The organism is Streptosporangium sandarakinum, from assembly GCF_050942225.1.
Lineage (GTDB): Bacteria > Actinomycetota > Actinomycetes > Streptosporangiales > Streptosporangiaceae > Streptosporangium > Streptosporangium nondiastaticum.
In genome coordinates, this window is sequence record NZ_CP192034.1 from 7466245 (window position 1) to 7483308 (window position 17064).

Annotated in this window: 16 protein-coding genes and 1 tRNA gene; 7 read left to right on the forward strand and 10 right to left on the reverse strand. The window is 71.0% G+C overall.

Annotated elements, in window-relative coordinates:
* Positions 1-64: 64 nt before the first annotated feature.
* The 3 genes from ACQP10_RS34220 to ACQP10_RS34230 all read left to right on the forward strand — a co-directional run bounded on the left by ACQP10_RS34220 (position 65) and on the right by ACQP10_RS34230 (position 2628).
* A tRNA-Arg gene (locus tag ACQP10_RS34220) sits at positions 65-146 on the forward strand.
* A gap of 839 nt (positions 147-985) precedes the next feature.
* On the forward strand, positions 986-1354 hold the full coding sequence (locus tag ACQP10_RS34225; protein WP_433540398.1) for an alpha/beta hydrolase family protein: 369 nt from the start codon (positions 986-988) through the stop codon (positions 1352-1354).
* On the forward strand, positions 1303-2628 hold the full coding sequence (locus ACQP10_RS34230; RefSeq protein ID WP_399501443.1) for a serine hydrolase: 1326 nt from the start codon (positions 1303-1305) through the stop codon (positions 2626-2628). The genes ACQP10_RS34225 and ACQP10_RS34230 overlap by 52 nt, the downstream gene beginning before the upstream one ends.
* 203 nt (positions 2629-2831) lie before the next feature.
* Here the strand turns inward: ACQP10_RS34230 and ACQP10_RS34235 are convergent, their stop codons facing one another.
* From ACQP10_RS34235 to ACQP10_RS34275, 9 genes are all read right to left on the reverse strand, one after another.
* Positions 2832-3923 (reverse strand): right-handed parallel beta-helix repeat-containing protein, encoded by a 1092-nt coding sequence (locus ACQP10_RS34235; RefSeq protein WP_399501444.1) that lies wholly within the window; start codon positions 3921-3923, stop codon positions 2832-2834.
* Positions 3924-4484: 561 nt separating this feature from the next.
* The gene (locus ACQP10_RS34240) at positions 4485-5018 is read right to left on the reverse strand and encodes a hypothetical protein (protein ID WP_433540399.1); all 534 of its coding nucleotides are present in this window, start codon (positions 5016-5018) and stop codon (positions 4485-4487) included.
* 95 nt (positions 5019-5113) lie between these two features.
* Complete coding sequence (locus ACQP10_RS34245; protein ID WP_433540400.1) at positions 5114-5503, reverse strand: hypothetical protein; 390 nt, start codon at positions 5501-5503, stop codon at positions 5114-5116.
* Positions 5500-6765, reverse strand: coding sequence for a hypothetical protein (locus ACQP10_RS34250; RefSeq protein ID WP_433540401.1), 1266 nt, complete (start codon positions 6763-6765; stop codon positions 5500-5502). The genes ACQP10_RS34245 and ACQP10_RS34250 overlap by 4 nt, the downstream gene beginning before the upstream one ends.
* The gene (locus ACQP10_RS34255; RefSeq protein WP_433540402.1) at positions 6762-7847 is read right to left on the reverse strand and encodes a hypothetical protein; all 1086 of its coding nucleotides are present in this window, start codon (positions 7845-7847) and stop codon (positions 6762-6764) included. The genes ACQP10_RS34250 and ACQP10_RS34255 overlap by 4 nt, the downstream gene beginning before the upstream one ends.
* A gap of 271 nt (positions 7848-8118) precedes the next feature.
* Complete coding sequence (locus ACQP10_RS34260; protein ID WP_179825797.1) at positions 8119-8766, reverse strand: response regulator transcription factor; 648 nt, start codon at positions 8764-8766, stop codon at positions 8119-8121.
* Entirely contained in the window at positions 8757-10508 is a 1752-nt protein-coding gene (locus ACQP10_RS34265) for a sensor histidine kinase (protein ID WP_433540403.1), read from the reverse strand. Before ACQP10_RS34265 ends, ACQP10_RS34260 begins: the two co-directional genes overlap by 10 nt.
* Before the next feature lie 451 nt (positions 10509-10959).
* Complete coding sequence (locus tag ACQP10_RS34270) at positions 10960-11373, reverse strand: DoxX family protein (RefSeq protein ID WP_399501552.1); 414 nt, start codon at positions 11371-11373, stop codon at positions 10960-10962.
* Positions 11374-11728: 355 nt separating this feature from the next.
* Positions 11729-12352, reverse strand: a complete 624-nt coding sequence (locus tag ACQP10_RS34275) for a maleylpyruvate isomerase family mycothiol-dependent enzyme (protein WP_399501447.1) — start codon at positions 12350-12352, stop codon at positions 11729-11731.
* Between the two features lie 117 nt (positions 12353-12469).
* On the opposite strand from ACQP10_RS34275, the gene ACQP10_RS34280 reads away from it, so the two are divergent.
* From ACQP10_RS34280 to ACQP10_RS34295, 4 genes are all read left to right on the forward strand, one after another.
* Complete coding sequence (locus ACQP10_RS34280) at positions 12470-13465, forward strand: sigma-70 family RNA polymerase sigma factor (protein ID WP_346018818.1); 996 nt, start codon at positions 12470-12472, stop codon at positions 13463-13465.
* 208 nt (positions 13466-13673) lie between these two features.
* Positions 13674-14030 (forward strand): VOC family protein, encoded by a 357-nt coding sequence (locus ACQP10_RS34285; RefSeq protein ID WP_399501448.1) that lies wholly within the window; start codon positions 13674-13676, stop codon positions 14028-14030.
* Between the two features lie 99 nt (positions 14031-14129).
* Positions 14130-14951: a MerR family transcriptional regulator gene (locus ACQP10_RS34290; RefSeq protein WP_390000858.1), complete on the forward strand. Its 822-nt coding sequence runs from the start codon at positions 14130-14132 to the stop codon at positions 14949-14951.
* Positions 14948-15577: a GyrI-like domain-containing protein gene (locus tag ACQP10_RS34295; protein ID WP_433540404.1), complete on the forward strand. Its 630-nt coding sequence runs from the start codon at positions 14948-14950 to the stop codon at positions 15575-15577. Before ACQP10_RS34290 ends, ACQP10_RS34295 begins: the two co-directional genes overlap by 4 nt.
* A 94-nt stretch (positions 15578-15671) precedes the next feature.
* Here the strand turns inward: ACQP10_RS34295 and ACQP10_RS34300 are convergent, their stop codons facing one another.
* Positions 15672-16877 carry an FUSC family protein gene (locus tag ACQP10_RS34300; protein WP_433540405.1) on the reverse strand — a complete coding sequence of 402 codons (1206 nt, stop codon included), beginning with the start codon at positions 16875-16877 and terminating at the stop codon, positions 15672-15674.
* Positions 16878-17064: the final 187 nt, after the last annotated feature.

Consider the following 17064-nt stretch of genomic DNA (forward strand, 5'->3'; position numbering starts at 1 on the left):
GGCGGGCGCGGGACATACGCGGGATGATCATACAAACGGCGAGTGCCGCGCAGGGTGTTTTTGCAGGTCAATCTTGGTGAGCAAGCAGTACCGTCCGCGCTCTCCTAAAGCGGGTGTCGCATGTTCGAATCATGCCGGGGGCACCATCTTGGCCTTGGCGTCCACTGCCTGACCTGGGGTTCTCCCTAGGTGCGACGTGCGCCCCTGTGCAGCCACAGGCCACCGGATGCAGCTCCGACTCACTGGTCGCGATCCGTTCACGGGATGATCTTTGAGCTGTCCGGCCAGGTTGAGCTGGACAGGGACGCCTCGAACCGTCAGCTCAGGGAACCAGCCGAGGTCCGGATCTCAGTCGCGGCCGACGAGCAGCATGTTCAACGGTTGACGATTCGCAGGAACACGTCGCACACTGGCGGCAGCAGAAGGAGGGGAGTATCCCTTCGCGGCGATGTCGTCATCACGGGCGGATCTTCGGAGACCCTGGTAATTCCGAAGATACGCATTCCCGGCGTCGTTGGCCCCTGTATCAGGGGCGGGAGAGACCTCCAGCCATCGGGACGCCCGTCCCCCGAGGAAAACCGTATGGGATTCACAATCCCGTCTGAGAACCCAGCCAGGGCAGGGAACTCAGCTTGCCAGTGTTGTCTACTGGTCGAGCTGAGCCCTGTGCGCCCTGCTCGATCAGAGCCAGGGACGAGGGGTATGGGTCATGGTTTTCTCGGTTCTCACCACCTGGTTGGCTGTAGCGATCGTCGTGCCCACGCTAACGATCACGATCGTGTCGATCGTTGCTCTTCGAGGCACGCAGCCCGACCAGCGACCCGAGATCTTGCGCGCCTTGGCGATACTCGCGAGGGCCAATCAGAGGTCTTTGCCCACCCTCAGGCGGAGGTCAGGTGACCAGCAGCTCCCGCGGCAGTCGATCTGACTTCAGTGATCCAGGGCGTTCAGAATCTTGGCGTTGGCCTGATGCCGCCGGCCATCAATGCGCACGGCCATCTCCGGCGGGGGCCTCAGCGACCTGATCAGCGCGGCAGGCACCTCGGACGAAAGTCACTTCCTCAAGACGTACGGATGTCGCGGCGGCATCGCCGCGCGGTCTCCCATGGCCCACGTCGGCCGGGTGACCGCGCTGGCGCTGCTCCTCCACGAGGAGGATGACGATCAGACCGGGCAGTGGTTCGCCGCCCTGCGCGAGCGGGGCGTGCCGGTCCGGCCGGCCCGTTACCCGGGTGGCTCCCGCCTGTTCATCCTCAACGGCCGCCCGTACCGTCGGGTGGACTGCAACGAAAGGATCGTCGAGTGGCTGCAGCAGTGGATCCCGGTCGATGGCGGGCCCGTCTCGCCGAGCTGATCACCCGTTTCGAGGTGCCCGGTGCGGGCCTGGCCTTCCTGCACGAGGGTGAGGTGCACGAGTTCGCCGCGGGCGTGCTCAACACGGCCACCGGTGTGGACGTGACCACCGACTCCCTCTTCCAGATCGGTTCGGTCACCAAGGTGTGGACCGCGACCCAGATCATGCTGCTCGTCGAGCGTGGCGAGTTGACGCTCGACACCGCGGTCGCCGAGGTGCTGCCGGAGTTCCGGGTCGCCGATCCCGAGGTGAGCAGGACCGTCACGATCCGGCATCTGCTCACGCACACCTCCGGCATCGACGGGGACCTGTTCCTCGACACGGGCCGCGGCGACGACTGCGTGGAGAAGTACGTGCGGGCGTGCGCCGACCTCGCGCAGAACCACCCGCTCGGCGCCACCCAGTCGTACTGCAACTCCGGGTTCACCATCGCGGGGCGCGTCATCGAGCGCCTCACCGGGAAGGTCTGGGACGCCGCGTTGCGCGAGCAGGTCATCGAGCCGCTCGGCCTGACCCACACCTGGACCCTGCCGGAGGATGTGCTGCGCTTCCGCGGTGCGATGGGCCACATGGACGGCCGGCCCGCCCCCGTCTGGGGCCTGATGCGCTCCGCCGGCCCGGCCGGGCTGATCTGCGCCCGGCCCGCCGACGTCGTCGCGTTCGCCCGCGCGCATCTGGGCGCCGAGTTGCTCGCCGACCCTCGGGCGATGTGGGAGCCGCAGGTGGACATCCCCAACCCGCACACCATGGGCAGACAGTGGGGCGTCGGCTGGATCCTGGACGAGTGGCAGGGCCGCCGGGTCCTCTCCCACGGCGGGAACACCATCGGCCAGGCCGCCATGCTCTGGGTGGTCCCCGAGACGGAGACGGTGGTGTGCGTGCTGGCCAACGGCGGCCACACCGCCGCCTTCCAGCGCGCCCTGGCCACCGAGCTCTTCGACGAGCTGCTGGGCCTGGCCGTGCCGCCCGTGCTCGGCCCTCCCGCCGAGCCGTTCGAGACCGACGTCGAGCGGTACGCCGGCGTGTACGAACGGGCGGGCGCCCGGATGACGATGTCGGTTCGCGACGGCCGGCTCTCCCTGCACAACGAGCCCACCGGCGCCCTCGCCGGGATGCAGCCACCCATGGAGTTCGACCTCGTCCCGGTGGACGACACCACCTTCGTCGGCCGCCCGGAAGGGGAGCCGCAGTGGGTGTCGGCCGTCTTCTACGAGCTCGCCGACGGCTCGCCGTACGTCCATCTGGGTGTGCGTGCCACGCCCAGAACCGCCTGAGCGGTCATGACGGGTGTGGTGATCGGCGGGACGGTCCCCCGTTGATCGGCTCCACTCATGGGTGATGTCCGTTCATGTTCACTGTCGTGAGCGGATGAGGGATCGGCCACGTGGAGCGGGGCCACGGCCCCGGGAGGAACCGCCGGAGGGCGGGCTCCGGCGGTTCGTGCGGCGGCCTTTGGGAAGCGATGAGCCTCGGGAGCTCAGAAGCAGATCAGGTTGACGTCGCCCGGCTTGCAGGGGCCCTGGTTTCCGCCTCCGTCGATCACATCTCGCGACGACGCCCAGATGAGGTAGTCCGCGTTGCCCGAGCCGGTGTTGCGGGTGAGCGTGATCGCGGGAAGGTAGGGCGGTCCGTTCTCCACGCTGGAGTTCACGACGTGCAGGCCGCCCTGGAGGAGGTCGCCCCAGCGGTCGACGGCTCCGCTGGGGGCCTGCCCGTTGTCCAGGAAGACGTTGTCGGAGACCGGGTAGGACTGCCGGGGCGTCACCCGGTTGTCGATGTACAGGCCGACCGTCGTGTTGCGGGCGAAGGTGTTGTTCCGCACGGTCATCGTGTCGAAGTACGGCGCGGCGTGCATTCCGATGGAGTTGTCGTTGAACTCGTTGTTCTCGACCGTGCCCGAGGACCAGGGACCCCGCGCGACGCCGCCCATGTCGAGGGCCGTTCCGGCGTTCTTGAAGACGTTGTTCCGGAAGATGAAGTCGACCGACTCCCAGCCCACCTCCACCGGGGCGTTGTCGAAGACGTTTCCGGTGAACAGACCGTTGCCGGATTCGGTGAAACTCAGCCGGCCGTTGCTCACCACGCTCGACCTCACGGTCGGCGTCCCTTGGTAGAAGGTGCCCCCGTGCAGGGTGCAGTCGTCCACCGTCAGGCGGGCCTGCGTGAGGTTGATGGAATCCACCTCGCAGGTGCTCGGCGTTCCGTTGGCGGTCACCGTCGCCCGGTTCCTGATGGTCAGTTTCACCCCCCGCACGTCGGTGAGGGTCACGGTGGTGCTGTCGGAGGCGGTGAGTCCCGAGAGCCGCCCGTTCTTCACGAGCACGCGGGAGGCGGTGTACACCAGGATGCTGCCCGCCACGGTGTGGCCCGCGAGGTCGAGGGTCACGAGGAAGGCGTTGTCCGAGTTCATGGTCAGGGCGTAACCCGAGGGGCAGTTCAGGTCGTTGTCGAGGGTGACGGTCAGGGGTCTGCCGGACACTATCGAGTCGCCGCACTTCAGGACCGTCGCCCCGGCCGGTACGGCCTGCGTCAGGGCGGCGAGCAGGACGAACGCGAGAATTCCCGCCACCGTTCGCAGGCGCCGCGGCCACGTTCTTCCCACACGAGTTCTGGTCATTTCTCTCCTGACTTTTCGGCGCGTCCCGTCCGATTCTCCGCCGGGGCTCCCCGAAATGCCCTCCGGCGGAACAGATCACCGTCCAAGGTGCCTGGGAAGTGATTACCGGAAAAGTCAGTAAAACGGCCTTCGGGTCCCATGAACGAGACCGCTCCGGTAGTTGCTCCGCGATCACAGATGGTGATCACAAATTTGGACGGGTGGATGAGCGTGATTCGGAGGCGTCGACGGCCGGGAGAGGCGTCCCGGTTTCCGAAAACACCGAAAACCGCCTGGGGTGCGAACTGTAATCGATATCGGTCGGCGCCTTTTTCTTGATGGCGCGGAAAGGGCCTTCGCATCTTTCTCCCCCGGCCCCGGGTCGACGACCAGAGCGCTTCCTCCCTCCGTGCTCCGTTCCCGCATCCCGAGTGGAGGGTGTGAGAATTCTCCGGTCCCTGTTCTCGGAGGTTCCAGCCCCGCTGATCGCCCAGGCGGGTGGACGGAAGCCTCCCTCGCCCCGGCGAGAGACGGTCAGAAGGAGAGGACCGCCAGAACGGCGAGGCCGATGCTCAGCGCGATGAGGGCCGGCGTTCTGGGCCGCCGGGCGGCCTCCCTCCGCGAGGAGACCACCAGCACCGCGCCCACGGCCAGCGCCGTCAGCAGGTGCAGGCCGTACCACAGGGGGACGGGCACCTTCCCGAGGACGGTTCCGGACAGCAGGTCGTCGACGGCCCCGTACCCGGAGAGCGCGGAGAGCGCACCCAGGCCCAGTGCCACGAGGGCGTACCGGAACCGGCCGAGCAGGGCCCAGAGGATCGTCCCGAGGACGAGCAGAACCGAGGAGGTGTGGTGCAGTTGCCGGATGAGGAGGCCACCGCGCACGTCGAGGCTGATGTCCAGGGCCGAGGCGTAGGCTTCGCTCATGGGAGTGCCCCGAAGGGGCTCGTAGGAGCCGCTGTAGGGGATCATTTCGTCGCCGGGCACGTGGAAGAAGGCCAGGAAGCCCCCGGTCAGCAGGAGGACCGCGAAGAAGCAGACCAGCATCTCGCCTATCAACTGTCTCACGCGCTCCATTCAGCGTATTTCACCACAGAGGCCAGGTTCGGATCAGGCGATCGGCATCGCCGGGCCTCTCCCGGGAGGTACGGCGAGGCATGGCGCTAATCGGCGACGAGAGTGGTGAATGTGAGGGTCTCCTCGCCCGGAGGGCCGGCGAGGCGGACGGACAGTTCCCACCCGCCGCCCATGGAGAACAGGTCGCCCTCGGCGACGAAGTGGCCGGGGGCGGCTTTCCTGGCGGTGACCTCGGGCATCGCGTGGCCCATGGCGGGCATCACGGCGGCGACGGTGACGGTGTCGGCCTCGCCCCTGTCCAGCCGTACGTCTACCGTGTTCCGGTCGGCGGTGACGGTGACGGTGTATCGGGTGCCCGCCGTGGTCACCGGGTCCCCGCCCGAGGTGCGGGCGACGACGAACGCGACCACGACGACCGCCAGAAGCCCGGCGAGCACCAGACCTCCCAGCCCCTTCATGCCTTTCGTCCGGATCATCGGGGGACCTCCACGGTGAAGGGCACGGTGGTGATGCCGCGCTCTGTGGCGTACTGCGCCCAGGCGAAGTAGCGGCCCGGCGCGGGGAAGCCGAACGTGAAGCGCAATCGGCTGCCGGGCGTCCCCATCTCGTGGACGTGGCCGAGGAACTCACCGTCCTCGGCGCGCACGATGAGGTGACCCGCCATCCCGAGCCACGGCCGCGGCGTTCCGTTCACGGCCACTTCGACGGTGGCGGGCCGCCCCGCCCGCGGTACGGCGGGCGTCACCGTGATCGTCCCGGCCGCGGCGTCCTGACCGTCCGGGTCGGGCGAGGTCGTGGGCCTCGCCGGGCCGGCGACCGTGAAGGAGCCGGTGAGGAGCTGGCCGCCCGAGTCGGTGCGTTCCAGCTCGACGTAGGCGAGGTAACGGCCGGGGCGGTCGGCGCGCAGTCGTACCTCCAGGCGTCCCGGCGCGGTGCGCAGCGGATGGACGTGGCGGAAGTAGCGGCCGTCCTCGCTGGTGACCACCAGGTGGGCCATGGCCTCGTGGTGGACGGCGAGGTCGTCGACGGGCCGTCCGGTGGACCCGTCGAACAGTTCCACGCGCGTCGTGAACTCCTCGCCCGCGGCCGGGTGGGCGGGGACCGTGGTCACCACCCGCTGAACGTACGGCCGGCCGAACGCCGAGCCCGTGGGCCGCGGTTCGGCGCCGTCCGGCGACCCGGCGGGCAACCAGGGTTCGAGGACCACGATCAGCGCGGCGACCGAGATCCCCGCGGCGGCGACCGCGGTCACCACGAACGCCGGCCTGCCGCGCCGGTTGAACGCCCCGGTGAGCAGGCCGCCCACCAGAAGCAGACCGGCCACGAACAGGCCGCCGTAGATCAGGAACTCCCATCCCGAGCCGCGGTCCACCAGGACCCGGAACGGGATCACCGCGGTCTCGCCCCCGGCTCCGACGGTCAGCTCGTGCGGCCCGGTCTCCTCGACCCGGAACTGCGCGGGGCGCCCCGGCGCCGCCGTACCGTGCGTGACGCGCCCGTCGGCCGTCGACCGGAGCCGCAGGTCCAGCGCCGGGGCGGAGGGGAAGCCGATCACCTCGACGCGCAGCGGCCCCGGCACCCGGGTCGTGGCCCTGATGACGAGGGTCAGCTCCGCGCCCGCGATCGTCTGCGCGATCCGCAGGTCCGCCCCCGCCCTGACGTCGTGCGCCGCCGCGGGCGACGCCGACACCACCACCAGCAGAACGGCCAGGCAGAGCAACCGGAGCAGCCGGATCATGCCTGTCGGACGCCGGACCCACCGGCCCCCGCGGGTGTGGCGTTCGGGAGGAACAGGGCGCCGAGTGCGAGGCCGACGAGACCCGCCACGATCGGCGCGCCGGTCCACAGCTCGGGTACGGCCGGCAGCCGTCCCACGACCAGGGACGCGACCGCGATGTACAGGGACCAGGTGACGAACGCCGACAGGCCGGCGAAGGCCCAGTAGGCGGCCCGGCGCTCCCGGGAGGGACGCAGCCACCGGATCAGCAGGTCGCCCGCCAGTCCGGCGGCGACGAACGTCAGCAGGATCGGCATGTTGCCGAAGGACGTCTGCGCGCCCGGCATCAGGACGCCCACCGCGGACAGCACGGTCACGCTCCCGAACGGCAGCTGCCATCTCCGCTGGAGGAACAGCACCGGGGCGAGCAGCACCACGTTCGTGACGATCATCGATGCGGCCAGTTGGTCGACGCCGCCGTCGTCCACGCTGGAGAAGGCCCGGACGACGCTCTCCGCGCCCCACTGCATGGCGTTGCCGTACGACACGAACAGCGACACCAGCGCGGCGCCGAAGCCGAGTCCGACCAGCGCGGGCAGCAGCCGCGACAACCGGGGCCGGTCCCCGATGTCCGGGGCGTTCCAGGCCGAGCGGAGCGGGCTCGTGATGATGAGCATCATCGTCACGACCAGCCCCAGGTGGGAGGGGCTGAACAGGATGTCGACGGTCTGCTCGATGCCCAGGAACGTGTGCCACGTCAGGTCGGCGAACCCGAAGGCGGCGAACCCCGGGATGGCGAGCAGCCCCGCGAGGTACCCGTCCGGCACCGTGGCCAGGCCGCTCCGGCCGGCGCGCACGTTGCGGTAGACCTGCCAGATGATCCACCCGGACACCGCCGCGAACCCCGAGTAGAACGCCGCGTGCCAGGGCGTGAAGAACGTCTCCAGCTCGGCCAGGTTGCTGTGCGCCCAGGCGTCGATCATCAGCCCGACGCCGAACCAGACACCGAGCAACGCCGTGACCAGGTCGGTCCGGGGGCTCACCCGTGTGCGCGCCTGCCCGGAGTCCGCGAGCAGCCGCCGTACCCCAGCGTCCACCGCCATCAGCGTGCTCCTTTTCCTCGGCCCGATCGCCGGTGATTCCGCCGGCGGCTTTCCGCAGATGACTTCCCGTCGATGACTCTCCGTCGGTCCGATCATCGGTGACGGCCACCGCCGGGGGAACCCGGCTGGTACTCTCCCGGAGGTGCGGTTATCCGCACCTCCGCGCCTCCGCGCACGGCCGGGCGCCGTGATACCGCGCGCCCGCCGGTGACCGTACGGGCACCCGCCCCCTCACCCGTTCAGATGTCGCGAGGCCGCACGGACCCGCCCCTCACGCGTTCAGGTACCGCAGCACCGCCAGCACCCGCCGGTGGTCGTGCGCGCTCGCCTCCAGGTCGAGCTTGGCGAAGATGCTCGTGCAGTGCTTCTCCACGGTGCGCTCGGCGATGGCCAGCCGTTCGGCGATCGCCATGTTCGTGCGGCCCTCGGCCATCAGCCGCAGTACGGCGCGCTCCCGCTCGGTGAGCCGGCCCAGCGGGTCGCCGGGCTGCCGGTGGCGGCCGACGAGCTGCTCGACGACGACCGGGTCCAGCACGGACCCGCCCGACCCCACCCGGCGGATGGCCGCGGCGAACTCCGCCAGGTCCGACACCCGGTCCTTCAGCAGGTAGCCCACGCCCTCGGTGCGGCCGCCGAGCAGCTCGACCGCGTAGCTCACCCGGACGTACTGCGACAGCACCAGCACCCCCACCTCCGGGTGCCGTTCCCGCAGGGTGACCGCGGCGCGCAGCCCCTCGTCGGTGTGCGTGGGCGGCAGCCGGATGTCGAGCACGGCCACCTCGGGCGGGTCCTGCGCCACGTGGGTGAGCAGTTCATCGGCGTTGTCGACGCACGCCGCCACCGCGAACCCCGACTCGGCCAGCAGCCGGGCCAGGCCCTCGCGGAACAGCGTGGAGTCCTCGCAGATCGCTACGCGCACGGCAGGACCACCCTCAGCACGGTTCCCTTCCCCGGTGGGCTGTCGATCGTGAGTCTGCCGCCGTTGGCCTCGGCGCGGTCGGCGAGTCCGGCGAGCCCGGAGCCGCCCGCGGGGTCGGCGCCGCCCGCGCCGTCGTCGCCCACCTCGACCAGGAGGTGGCCGTCGTGGCGGGCGAGCCGTACCCATGCCTTCGACGCGGCGGCGTGCCTGGTCACGTTGGCCAGGGCCTCGTTGACGATGTAGTAGGCCGCGGTCTCCACGGACTGCGGCAGCGGCCCGGCCGGCGCCAGGTCGCAGGTGACGGTGACGGGTGAGACCGCGGCCAGCTCCTTGACCGCGCCCGCCAGACCGCGCTCGGTCAGCACCGGCGGATGGATGCCGTGGCTGACCGCGCGCAGGTCGTCCAGCGCGGTGAGCACCGCCGCCTTGGCCTCGCCGATCAGCGGCACGGCCCGCCCGGGGTCGGTGCCCGCGGTCTCGGCCAGCCCGAGCGTCATCGCCACCGACAGCAGCCGCTGCTGCACGCCGTCGTGCAGGTCGCGTTCGATCCTGCGGCGTTCGGACTCGCCCCACTGCAGCATCCGCCGTCGCGAGGCCGCGAGCTGCCGCAGCCGGGCCCGCAGGTCCGCGGTGAGCCGCTCGTTCTCCAGGGCGAGCGCCGCGGCGGCGCAAGCGGCCTCGACCAGCAGGGGCTGCTCCAGGAGGGCGGCGTCGTGCACGAGTACGGCGAGCGGTGCCTCGCCCTGGTCGACGCGGGTGACGGCCCTGCCCGGCCCCGGGTCCAGGTCGACCGGGCGGCCGTCGGCGTCGACGTAGCGGTCCTGCTCGGCCGTCCAGTAGCCCACGGTCAGCCCCGGGTCCCGCAGGGTGGCGGCCAGCTCGTCGCGCAGCGTGTCCGGCCGTTCGCGTCTGCTCAGGTGGACCACGAGCTCGGCCACGCGGCCGTGGTCCATCCGGCTTCGCATCAGCCCGGCGAGGTACGCCAGCGGGACCGCCACGAAGGCCGCCAGCATGACGAGCGCCGCGGGGAGCTGCAGCGGGTTGGGTGGGAAGAAGTCAGCCACGCGGTCCCCGGTGAAGGCGACCGTGGCGACGATCGACGCGCCGGTGACCGGCGCGATCGCCCGGCGCTGCGTCACGCTGGCCCGCCGCCAGCGTTTGACCGTGAGAACGAGCAGCGCGCCGGAGATGAGGACCGCCGCCTGCCAGGAGGAGTCGTCGAGCGCGACGGCGATGTGCCGGAGCGGCTCGGGCAGCGGAAGGAGGACGAGTGCCTGGGCCGCGGACAGCACGAGGGCGGTGACGTACGCCAGGCCGGTCACCACCCGATGTGGAAGGGAGCCCAGCCTGCCGGTGGGAAAGGCGAGGAACAGGTGGCAGGCGACCCCCGCCCACACGCCGCACAGCGCCAGCGCCCACAGCGGGTCCTCGGGCAGGAACAGCATCTGCTGGGGGATCCAGGCGACCCCGAGCAGGATCATGAGCGGGCCGACCTGGTTGCGCGGATGCTCCCGGGCGATCACGACCCCGATCATGAGGAAGGAGAGGCCGGCCAGCGCGCCGAGCGCCCATATCAGGCCGTTCCGCCAGATGACCTCCTGGCCTGCTCCCAGGACGGTGACGACCAGCAGCCACGTCCCTCCGGCCGCGACGGCGAGTGACGCGGTGGTGCCCGTGGAACGTGACGCGGCGGTGCGTGTAGAACGCGGTGACGCGGTGGTGCCCGTGGAATGCGTGGCCATCGCCCACCCCCGATGGGATTGTACGGACGAACCACCCGGGGCGCGGCTGACAACGGGATGACGGCGGAGGAATCTCACCGTCGCCCCCGGCGTCCGCGATCGGCGCCGGGGACGACGGGAACATGATCGGTCATCCGTACGGGCGGCCCCGCGTCCGGGCGGACCGGCGGCTCCCCGTCGGCCGCGGTCCGCCCGGAGCGAGTGCGATGGATCGTGTGGTGGTCCGCCCCCGAGCGGGTGCGAGGAACCGTACGATGGCCCGTCCCCGAGCGGGTGCGAGGAACCGTACGATGGCCCGTCCCCGAGCGGGTGCGAGGAACCGTACGATGGCCCGTCCCCGAGCGGGTGCGAGGAACCGTACGATGGCCCGTCCCCGAGCGGGTGCGAGGAACCGTACGATGGCCCGTCCCCGAGCGGGTGCGAGAGGCCGTGCGGTGGTCCGTCGCGGTCGTCACGCCCTCTCGTGCGCGAGGGTCCGCGAGGGCGTCAGCAGCGTGGACAGCGCCCAGCGGCCGGGCCCGAAGACGGCGATGAGCAGGAAGCCCCAGCAGAAGAGGGCGGCCTTCTCGCCGCCGTTCTGGATCGGGAACAGCGCGTGGGCCTGGTGGACGGTGAAGTAGGCGAACGCCATGGTGCCCGAGCAGACGACGGCGGCGGTACGGGCGCCCAGTCCGAGGATGACGAGGATGCCGCCGATCAGTTCGATGACGGCGGCCCACCACGAGGGCCACTGCCCGACGCCGGGCGCCTGGCCTTCCGGCCCTCCCAGGACGTCGAAGAGGGTCGCCGCGCCGTGGCAGGCGAACAGCAGTCCCATGACGAACCGGTACAGGGCCAGGAACAGTCCCTGGTTCTTGACCACCATGTCCACGGCGGTGCCCTTTCTCAGCGTGGGACGGAGACGTCGTACCGGATCAGGGGCCGGTGTTCGGCGCGGTGTGGCCGGAAGCGTTTCGCGTGGTGATGACATGCCGGGTCTGACCCCCAGATGTGGAGCCGAGAGGATGTGGGAGCGCTCCCATGAGACTTTTGGAGTTCGGGCACCGTATGTCAACGCCGCGCCGTCCGGTGGACGGCCCCCGGGCACTCGGCACACGCGTCACGTGGGCGGACACCCGGGAACGGGACTCCGCGATCGTGAAATTTTCAACTATCGCCTGAAAGCATCGACGCGCATCCGGTAAAGCGCCCGGGGACCCGCCCGGCTCGCGGCCCCGGGGCTACCGGGAGAACCGTGCCGCGGGCTCGCCCGTGAGCCGGCCCGGCGGCAGGCGCCGTCCGCAGACGACGAGCAGCAGGTCCTGCGCCAGACCCTGGAGCGGCGTCCCCGTGCCGTGGCTCCAGTCGATGTCGGTCGCCTGCAGCCTGACCCCCGTCAGGTCGGTTCCGAAGAACGCTATGTTCTTCGGCCGCATCCCGGCCAGCACCATGGCGACCCGCTCCGGCGGCACCCGGCGGTCGAGTCCCAGGCCCACCGTGATGTCGAGCCCGTGGATGACGTCGTGCGACAGCGCTCCCCCGGCGCCTCCGCCCGGCGGCGTCCACGGGTGCGCGACGTTGTCCCGCAGCGAGGCGAGCAGCCTCTCGGGCGGCAGTTCCGTGGCGTCGCGACGCGCGCACCGGTCGGCCATGCGGTTGAAGTCTCCGCGTGCCTTCACCAGCTCCAGCAGCGTCCTGCCGAGTGAGGCGCGGAAGGGCATGGTCGTGTGGGCGACGACCTCGCGCACCCGCCACCCCTCGCACAACGTGGGCGCGTCCCACTGCTCCGGGCTCAGGGCGGCGAGCAGTTCCGCCTGCTCACCGCGCTCCGCCGCCACCGCTTTCCGAAGGTCGTCCTCGGTCATCGCGATCTCCCGTATGTGTGTCCGTACCGTGGTCTCGACAGGTGTACGGGCGCGGAGCCGGGAACTCATCGGTCTCGTCCCCCGGGATGTGTCGGTGGCGGTGCGTATGGTCGGGGGATGTCCAAGACGCCGACCGGCGAGGAGTCCCGGCTGGAGCCGTTCCGGACCGAGCTGACCGGTTACTGCTACCGGATGCTCGGCTCCGGCTTCGATGCCGAGGACGCGGTGCAGGAGACGCTGCTGCGCGCCTGGCGGTCGTTCGACCGCTACGACGAGCGGCGGGCGTCGCTGCGCACCTGGCTCTACAGCATCGCCACCAACGTCTGCCTCGACATGCTGCGCAGCGCACAGCGCCGCGCGCTGGCGATGGACCTCGGCCCGGCGGCGGAGGCCGGTTCGGGCATCGGCCGGCCCGCGCCGGAAAGCGTCTGGGTCCAGCCCGTTCCGGACGCCCTCGTGCTGCCGCCGGACGGTGACCCGGAGGAGCTGACCGTACTGCGCGAGACGATCCGCCTGGCGTTCGTCGCCGCGCTGCAACACCTGCCGCCCCGGCAGCGGGCGGTGCTGATCCTGCGCGACGTGCTGCGGTGGAAGGCGGAGGAGGTCGCGACCCTCCTGGAGACCACCGTCGCGTCGGTGACCAGCGCGCTGCAGCGGGCGAGGTCGACGCTCCGGGCGGTCGGCACCGGGCCCGGCGAACCGTTCCGGCCGTCCGACCCCACCCAGCGCGAGCTGCTCGCCCGCTACTGCGCCGCGTTCGAACGGCACGACGTCGCCACGCTCGTCGCCCTGCTGCACGAGGACGCGATGCTGTCCATGCCGCCCTTCGTCTGGTGGCTGCGCGGCCGGGACCGGATCAGGCGGGTGCTGCTGGCCCCGGAGTCGTCCTGCGAGGGGGCGCGCCTCGTTCCGGTCGCGGCGAACGGCTCGCCGGCGTTCTGGCAGACCAGGCCGGGTCCCGGCGGCGCCCACGTCCCGTTCGGGCTGGTGGTCCTCGACGTGTCCGAGGGGCTGGTCATCGGCAGCACCACCTACCTGGGCGCCGACCGGCTGCTTCCGCTCTTCGGCGCCTCGGCCGGTTCCCCCCTGGCCGCGGCGAACGTCTCCGGCTGACACGCGTCCCCGGCCGCCGACGCTCCCGGTCGCTCCGCCCCGGCCGCCGCGGAGGTTCCCGGCCTCCGCTGCGGCCCTTCCGTCACGAGCGTTCTCGCCCCACCGATGACTTCCGCGTCGCCACGAGCGTTCTCGCCCCACCGATGAGTTTCGCTGCGCCACGCCGTACCACCGTGGACAGTGACATGAAGCGAACGAAGGAGCGGCCATGGCGACCGTCCAGCCCATCATCATCACTCCCGACCTGCCCCGGCTGCAGGCCTTCTACGAGCGGCTGCTCGGCGCGGTGGAGGTGCGCCGCTTCCCGGAAGACGGCCCCGTCTTCTTCGTGGGCCTGAGGCTGGGCGACTCCGAGCTCGGCCTGGTCAGCGAGAAAGTCGATCTGTCCACGCCGCAGCGGTTCGCACTGAGCGTGCAGGTCGACGACGTCAACGGCCTGCTGGAGCGGGTCGAGGCGGCCGGCGGGCGCGTGCTCGGCCCGTCGAACGACATGCCGTGGGGAGAGCGGGTCGCCCACGTCCACGACCCCGACGGCAACATGGTCAACCTGACCCAGCCCCTCTGAGGAAAGCACGGGCCGGAAGGCCGTCCGGGACGGCCTCGGGCCGATCGGCCTTCCGGTCCGGTTGGACTCTCCCACCGTGGGAGCCTCCATGCTGAAGACGTGAACGAGGGATACCTGCCGATCGGGCGGTTCGCCCGGCTCTGCCGGCTCAGCGTCAAGCAACTGCGCCACTACGACGAGCTGGGACTGCTGGCCCCCGCCCACGTCGATCCGGACAGCGGCTACCGCTACTACCGGCCCGACCAGGCACGCGCCGCCCTGCTGATCGGCCTGTTGCGCTCCCTCGACGTGCCCCTGCCGTCGATCGGGCGGGTGCTGTCCGACGGGACGGACGCGCTCGGCGGCGTGCGCGACCGCATGGAGGCCGACCTGGCGCGCCGCGAGCGCAACTTCGCCGCGCTGGAACGCATCCTCTCCCACGGCCTGCCCCGCTCGGAGGTGACCGTCGTCCGCGAGCCCGCCCGGCGGGTGGCCACCGTACGGGACACCACGTCGCAGGAGCGGATCGGCGCCGTCACGTCGGCGAACGTGGCCCGGCTGATGGCGGCCGTGAACGCCATGGGCGCCGGAGGCGGGCCGGAAGGGACCGTGGGCGTCACAGGTGGGCCGACAGGGACGCCGATCGGGTTGTTCCCGCTCGACCTCACCCGGGAGATCGCCGTGACCATCGCGGTGGAGACGTCCGCGGACGTCCCGGGCACCTCTCCGGACGTCCTGCCGGGCGGCCTGTACGCCTCGGTCACCCATGTCGGGCCGTACGACCAGATATCCCTCACCACGCACGCGCTGTTCGCCTGGCTGGGTGAGCGCGGGCACACGCCCGACGGCCCGCTGCACGAGGTGTACGTCTCCGACCCCAGAACCACGTCACCGGACCGGCTGGTGACACACCTGATGATCAAATTGGAGGACCCCGAATGAGCCTGAACTGGTACTCGGCCGCCGACGATCCCGAAGTGGTCGAGTTCGGCCCCGTACGCGCGCTGTCGATCACAGGACAGGGCGAGCCGGGAGGGGCCGTCTACGGCACGAGCGTGGGAGCGCTGTACGCCGTCGCGGGGGAGCTGATCGGCGTCGCGGCCCGCCACGGGCGGCTGTTCGAACTGCCCTGTCTCGAAGGCCGGTGGTGGGTGGAGGACGAGCGCCCGCCGTTCGACGTGCCGCGCGAGGAGTGGTGGTGGCACCTGTTCCTGCGGCTGCCCGACGCGGCGGGCGTTGCCGGGAACGACCCGGTTGACGTGACGTCGGACGGCCCGGTGGGCACGGTGTGGGATGACGCGTGGGTCGACGAGGCGCGTGAGGCCGCGCGGCATCCGGCCGCCGCCCGGGTGCAGCTCGTCACCTTCACCGAGGGCCTGTGCGTGCAGGCGCTGCACCGCGGGCCGTACGCCGAGGAGCCGAAGACCCTCGCCCGGATGGAGGCGCACATCCGCGACGCCAGCTTCGTCCCGAACGGCCTGCACCACGAGATCTACCTGTCCGACGTGCGGGAGACCGATCCGGAGAAGATGCGGACCATCCTCCGCCAGCCGGTCCGCTCCGCCTGACGACCGGCGTCGCGGCCGGCGACCGGTCCCGGTTCTGTTCCGCGGATCTCCCCGCCCGCCGCGGCCGGCCGGGTGGAGATTCGCGGAACGGAACCTAGCGGCGCCGTCCGCCCGTGCTCTCGTCACTCGACTCGCTCAGCCCGCCGCCGCTCCCGTCGCTCGGCTCATCCACCCCGCCGCCGCTCCCGTCGCTCGGCTCATCCACCCCGCCGCCGCTCTCATCACTCGGCTCGTTCAGCGGGCGCAGCGCGGCCGAGGCCTCGTCGTGGTCCATCCCGGTCGCCTCCAGCAGGTCGACGGCGATGGAACGCAGCTGCGCGAGGGTGACGTTCGCCGAGAAGCCCAGGTTCGTGGGCCGCTCCCGCTCGGCGACGGCGAGCAGCGCCTGCCGGGCCAGCATCGGCTCGCGTCCGGCCCCCAGTTCGAGCTGAAGCAGCAGCGCCGCCTCCGAGACCTCTCGCAACGAGTCGGCCAGCACGACCGGCGGCGGGCTGGTCTCCCCCAGCGCCGCGAGCGTACGGCGGGCCAGCACGCGAGCGTTGCGCAGCGCCAGGTCCACCGGCATGGCGGCGGTCTCGTACCTGGTCAGCTGGGCCCGGTGGTGCCAGCGCAGCGGCGAGATCATGATGATCTCCTTGCTGTTCTCCAACGCCGCCTCGAACTCCTCGACCGCCTCCTGGGTCCTGCGCCCGCACTCCAGGGCCTCGGCGGCCATGTCCATGTCGTTCTTCTCGATCGCCTCCGCGGCCTGCTCCAGCACGGTGGAGAGGGCGTCGAGCACGCCGGACAGGTGCCGGCCCGCGATGGCGAGCGGGCTGGCGGGCAGTAACGCGACCGCGACGATGCCGACGATGCCGCCGGTGAGCGCGTCGGCCATCCGGTCCAGCCCGCCGACGTCCTCACCCGGCACCAGCATGGCGACCAGCACCGCGGACGACCCGACCTGCGACACGAACAGCTCACCGCTGCTCAGCAGCCCCGCGACGGTCATGGCCAGTGCGATCACGAGCGCCATCTGCCAGGGGCCCGAACCGATCCAGGACCCCAGCAGGTCCCCGATGCCCACGCCCAGGCTGACGCCGACCACCAGCTCGACCACCCTGCGCAGCCGCCGCCCGAGCCCCACGCCCACGCAGATCATCACGGAGATGGGCGCGAAGAGGGGATGGGCGTGGCCGAGCAGATGAACGGCGACGATCCAGGCCAGCGCGGAGCCGACGGCACACTGCGCGATGGAGGGCACGATCGGGCTGAACGTGCTCAGCCGCTTCCTGACCTGATCACCGAGCCACGTTCGCACCCTTCCACCATGGCGGATCTTTATGACACTGGGGTCACATTTGCCCTTGGTTCTTCTGTTACGGGTGATTCGACGGGAAGCAGGCGCCATGGTTGAGAGTCACCAGGCTTGGTCATGCATGGTCGCTCTAACTGTCTCTGTTGCCGTTACCTCGGCTGCCAGGGTCCTTGATCCCCACTGGGACGGA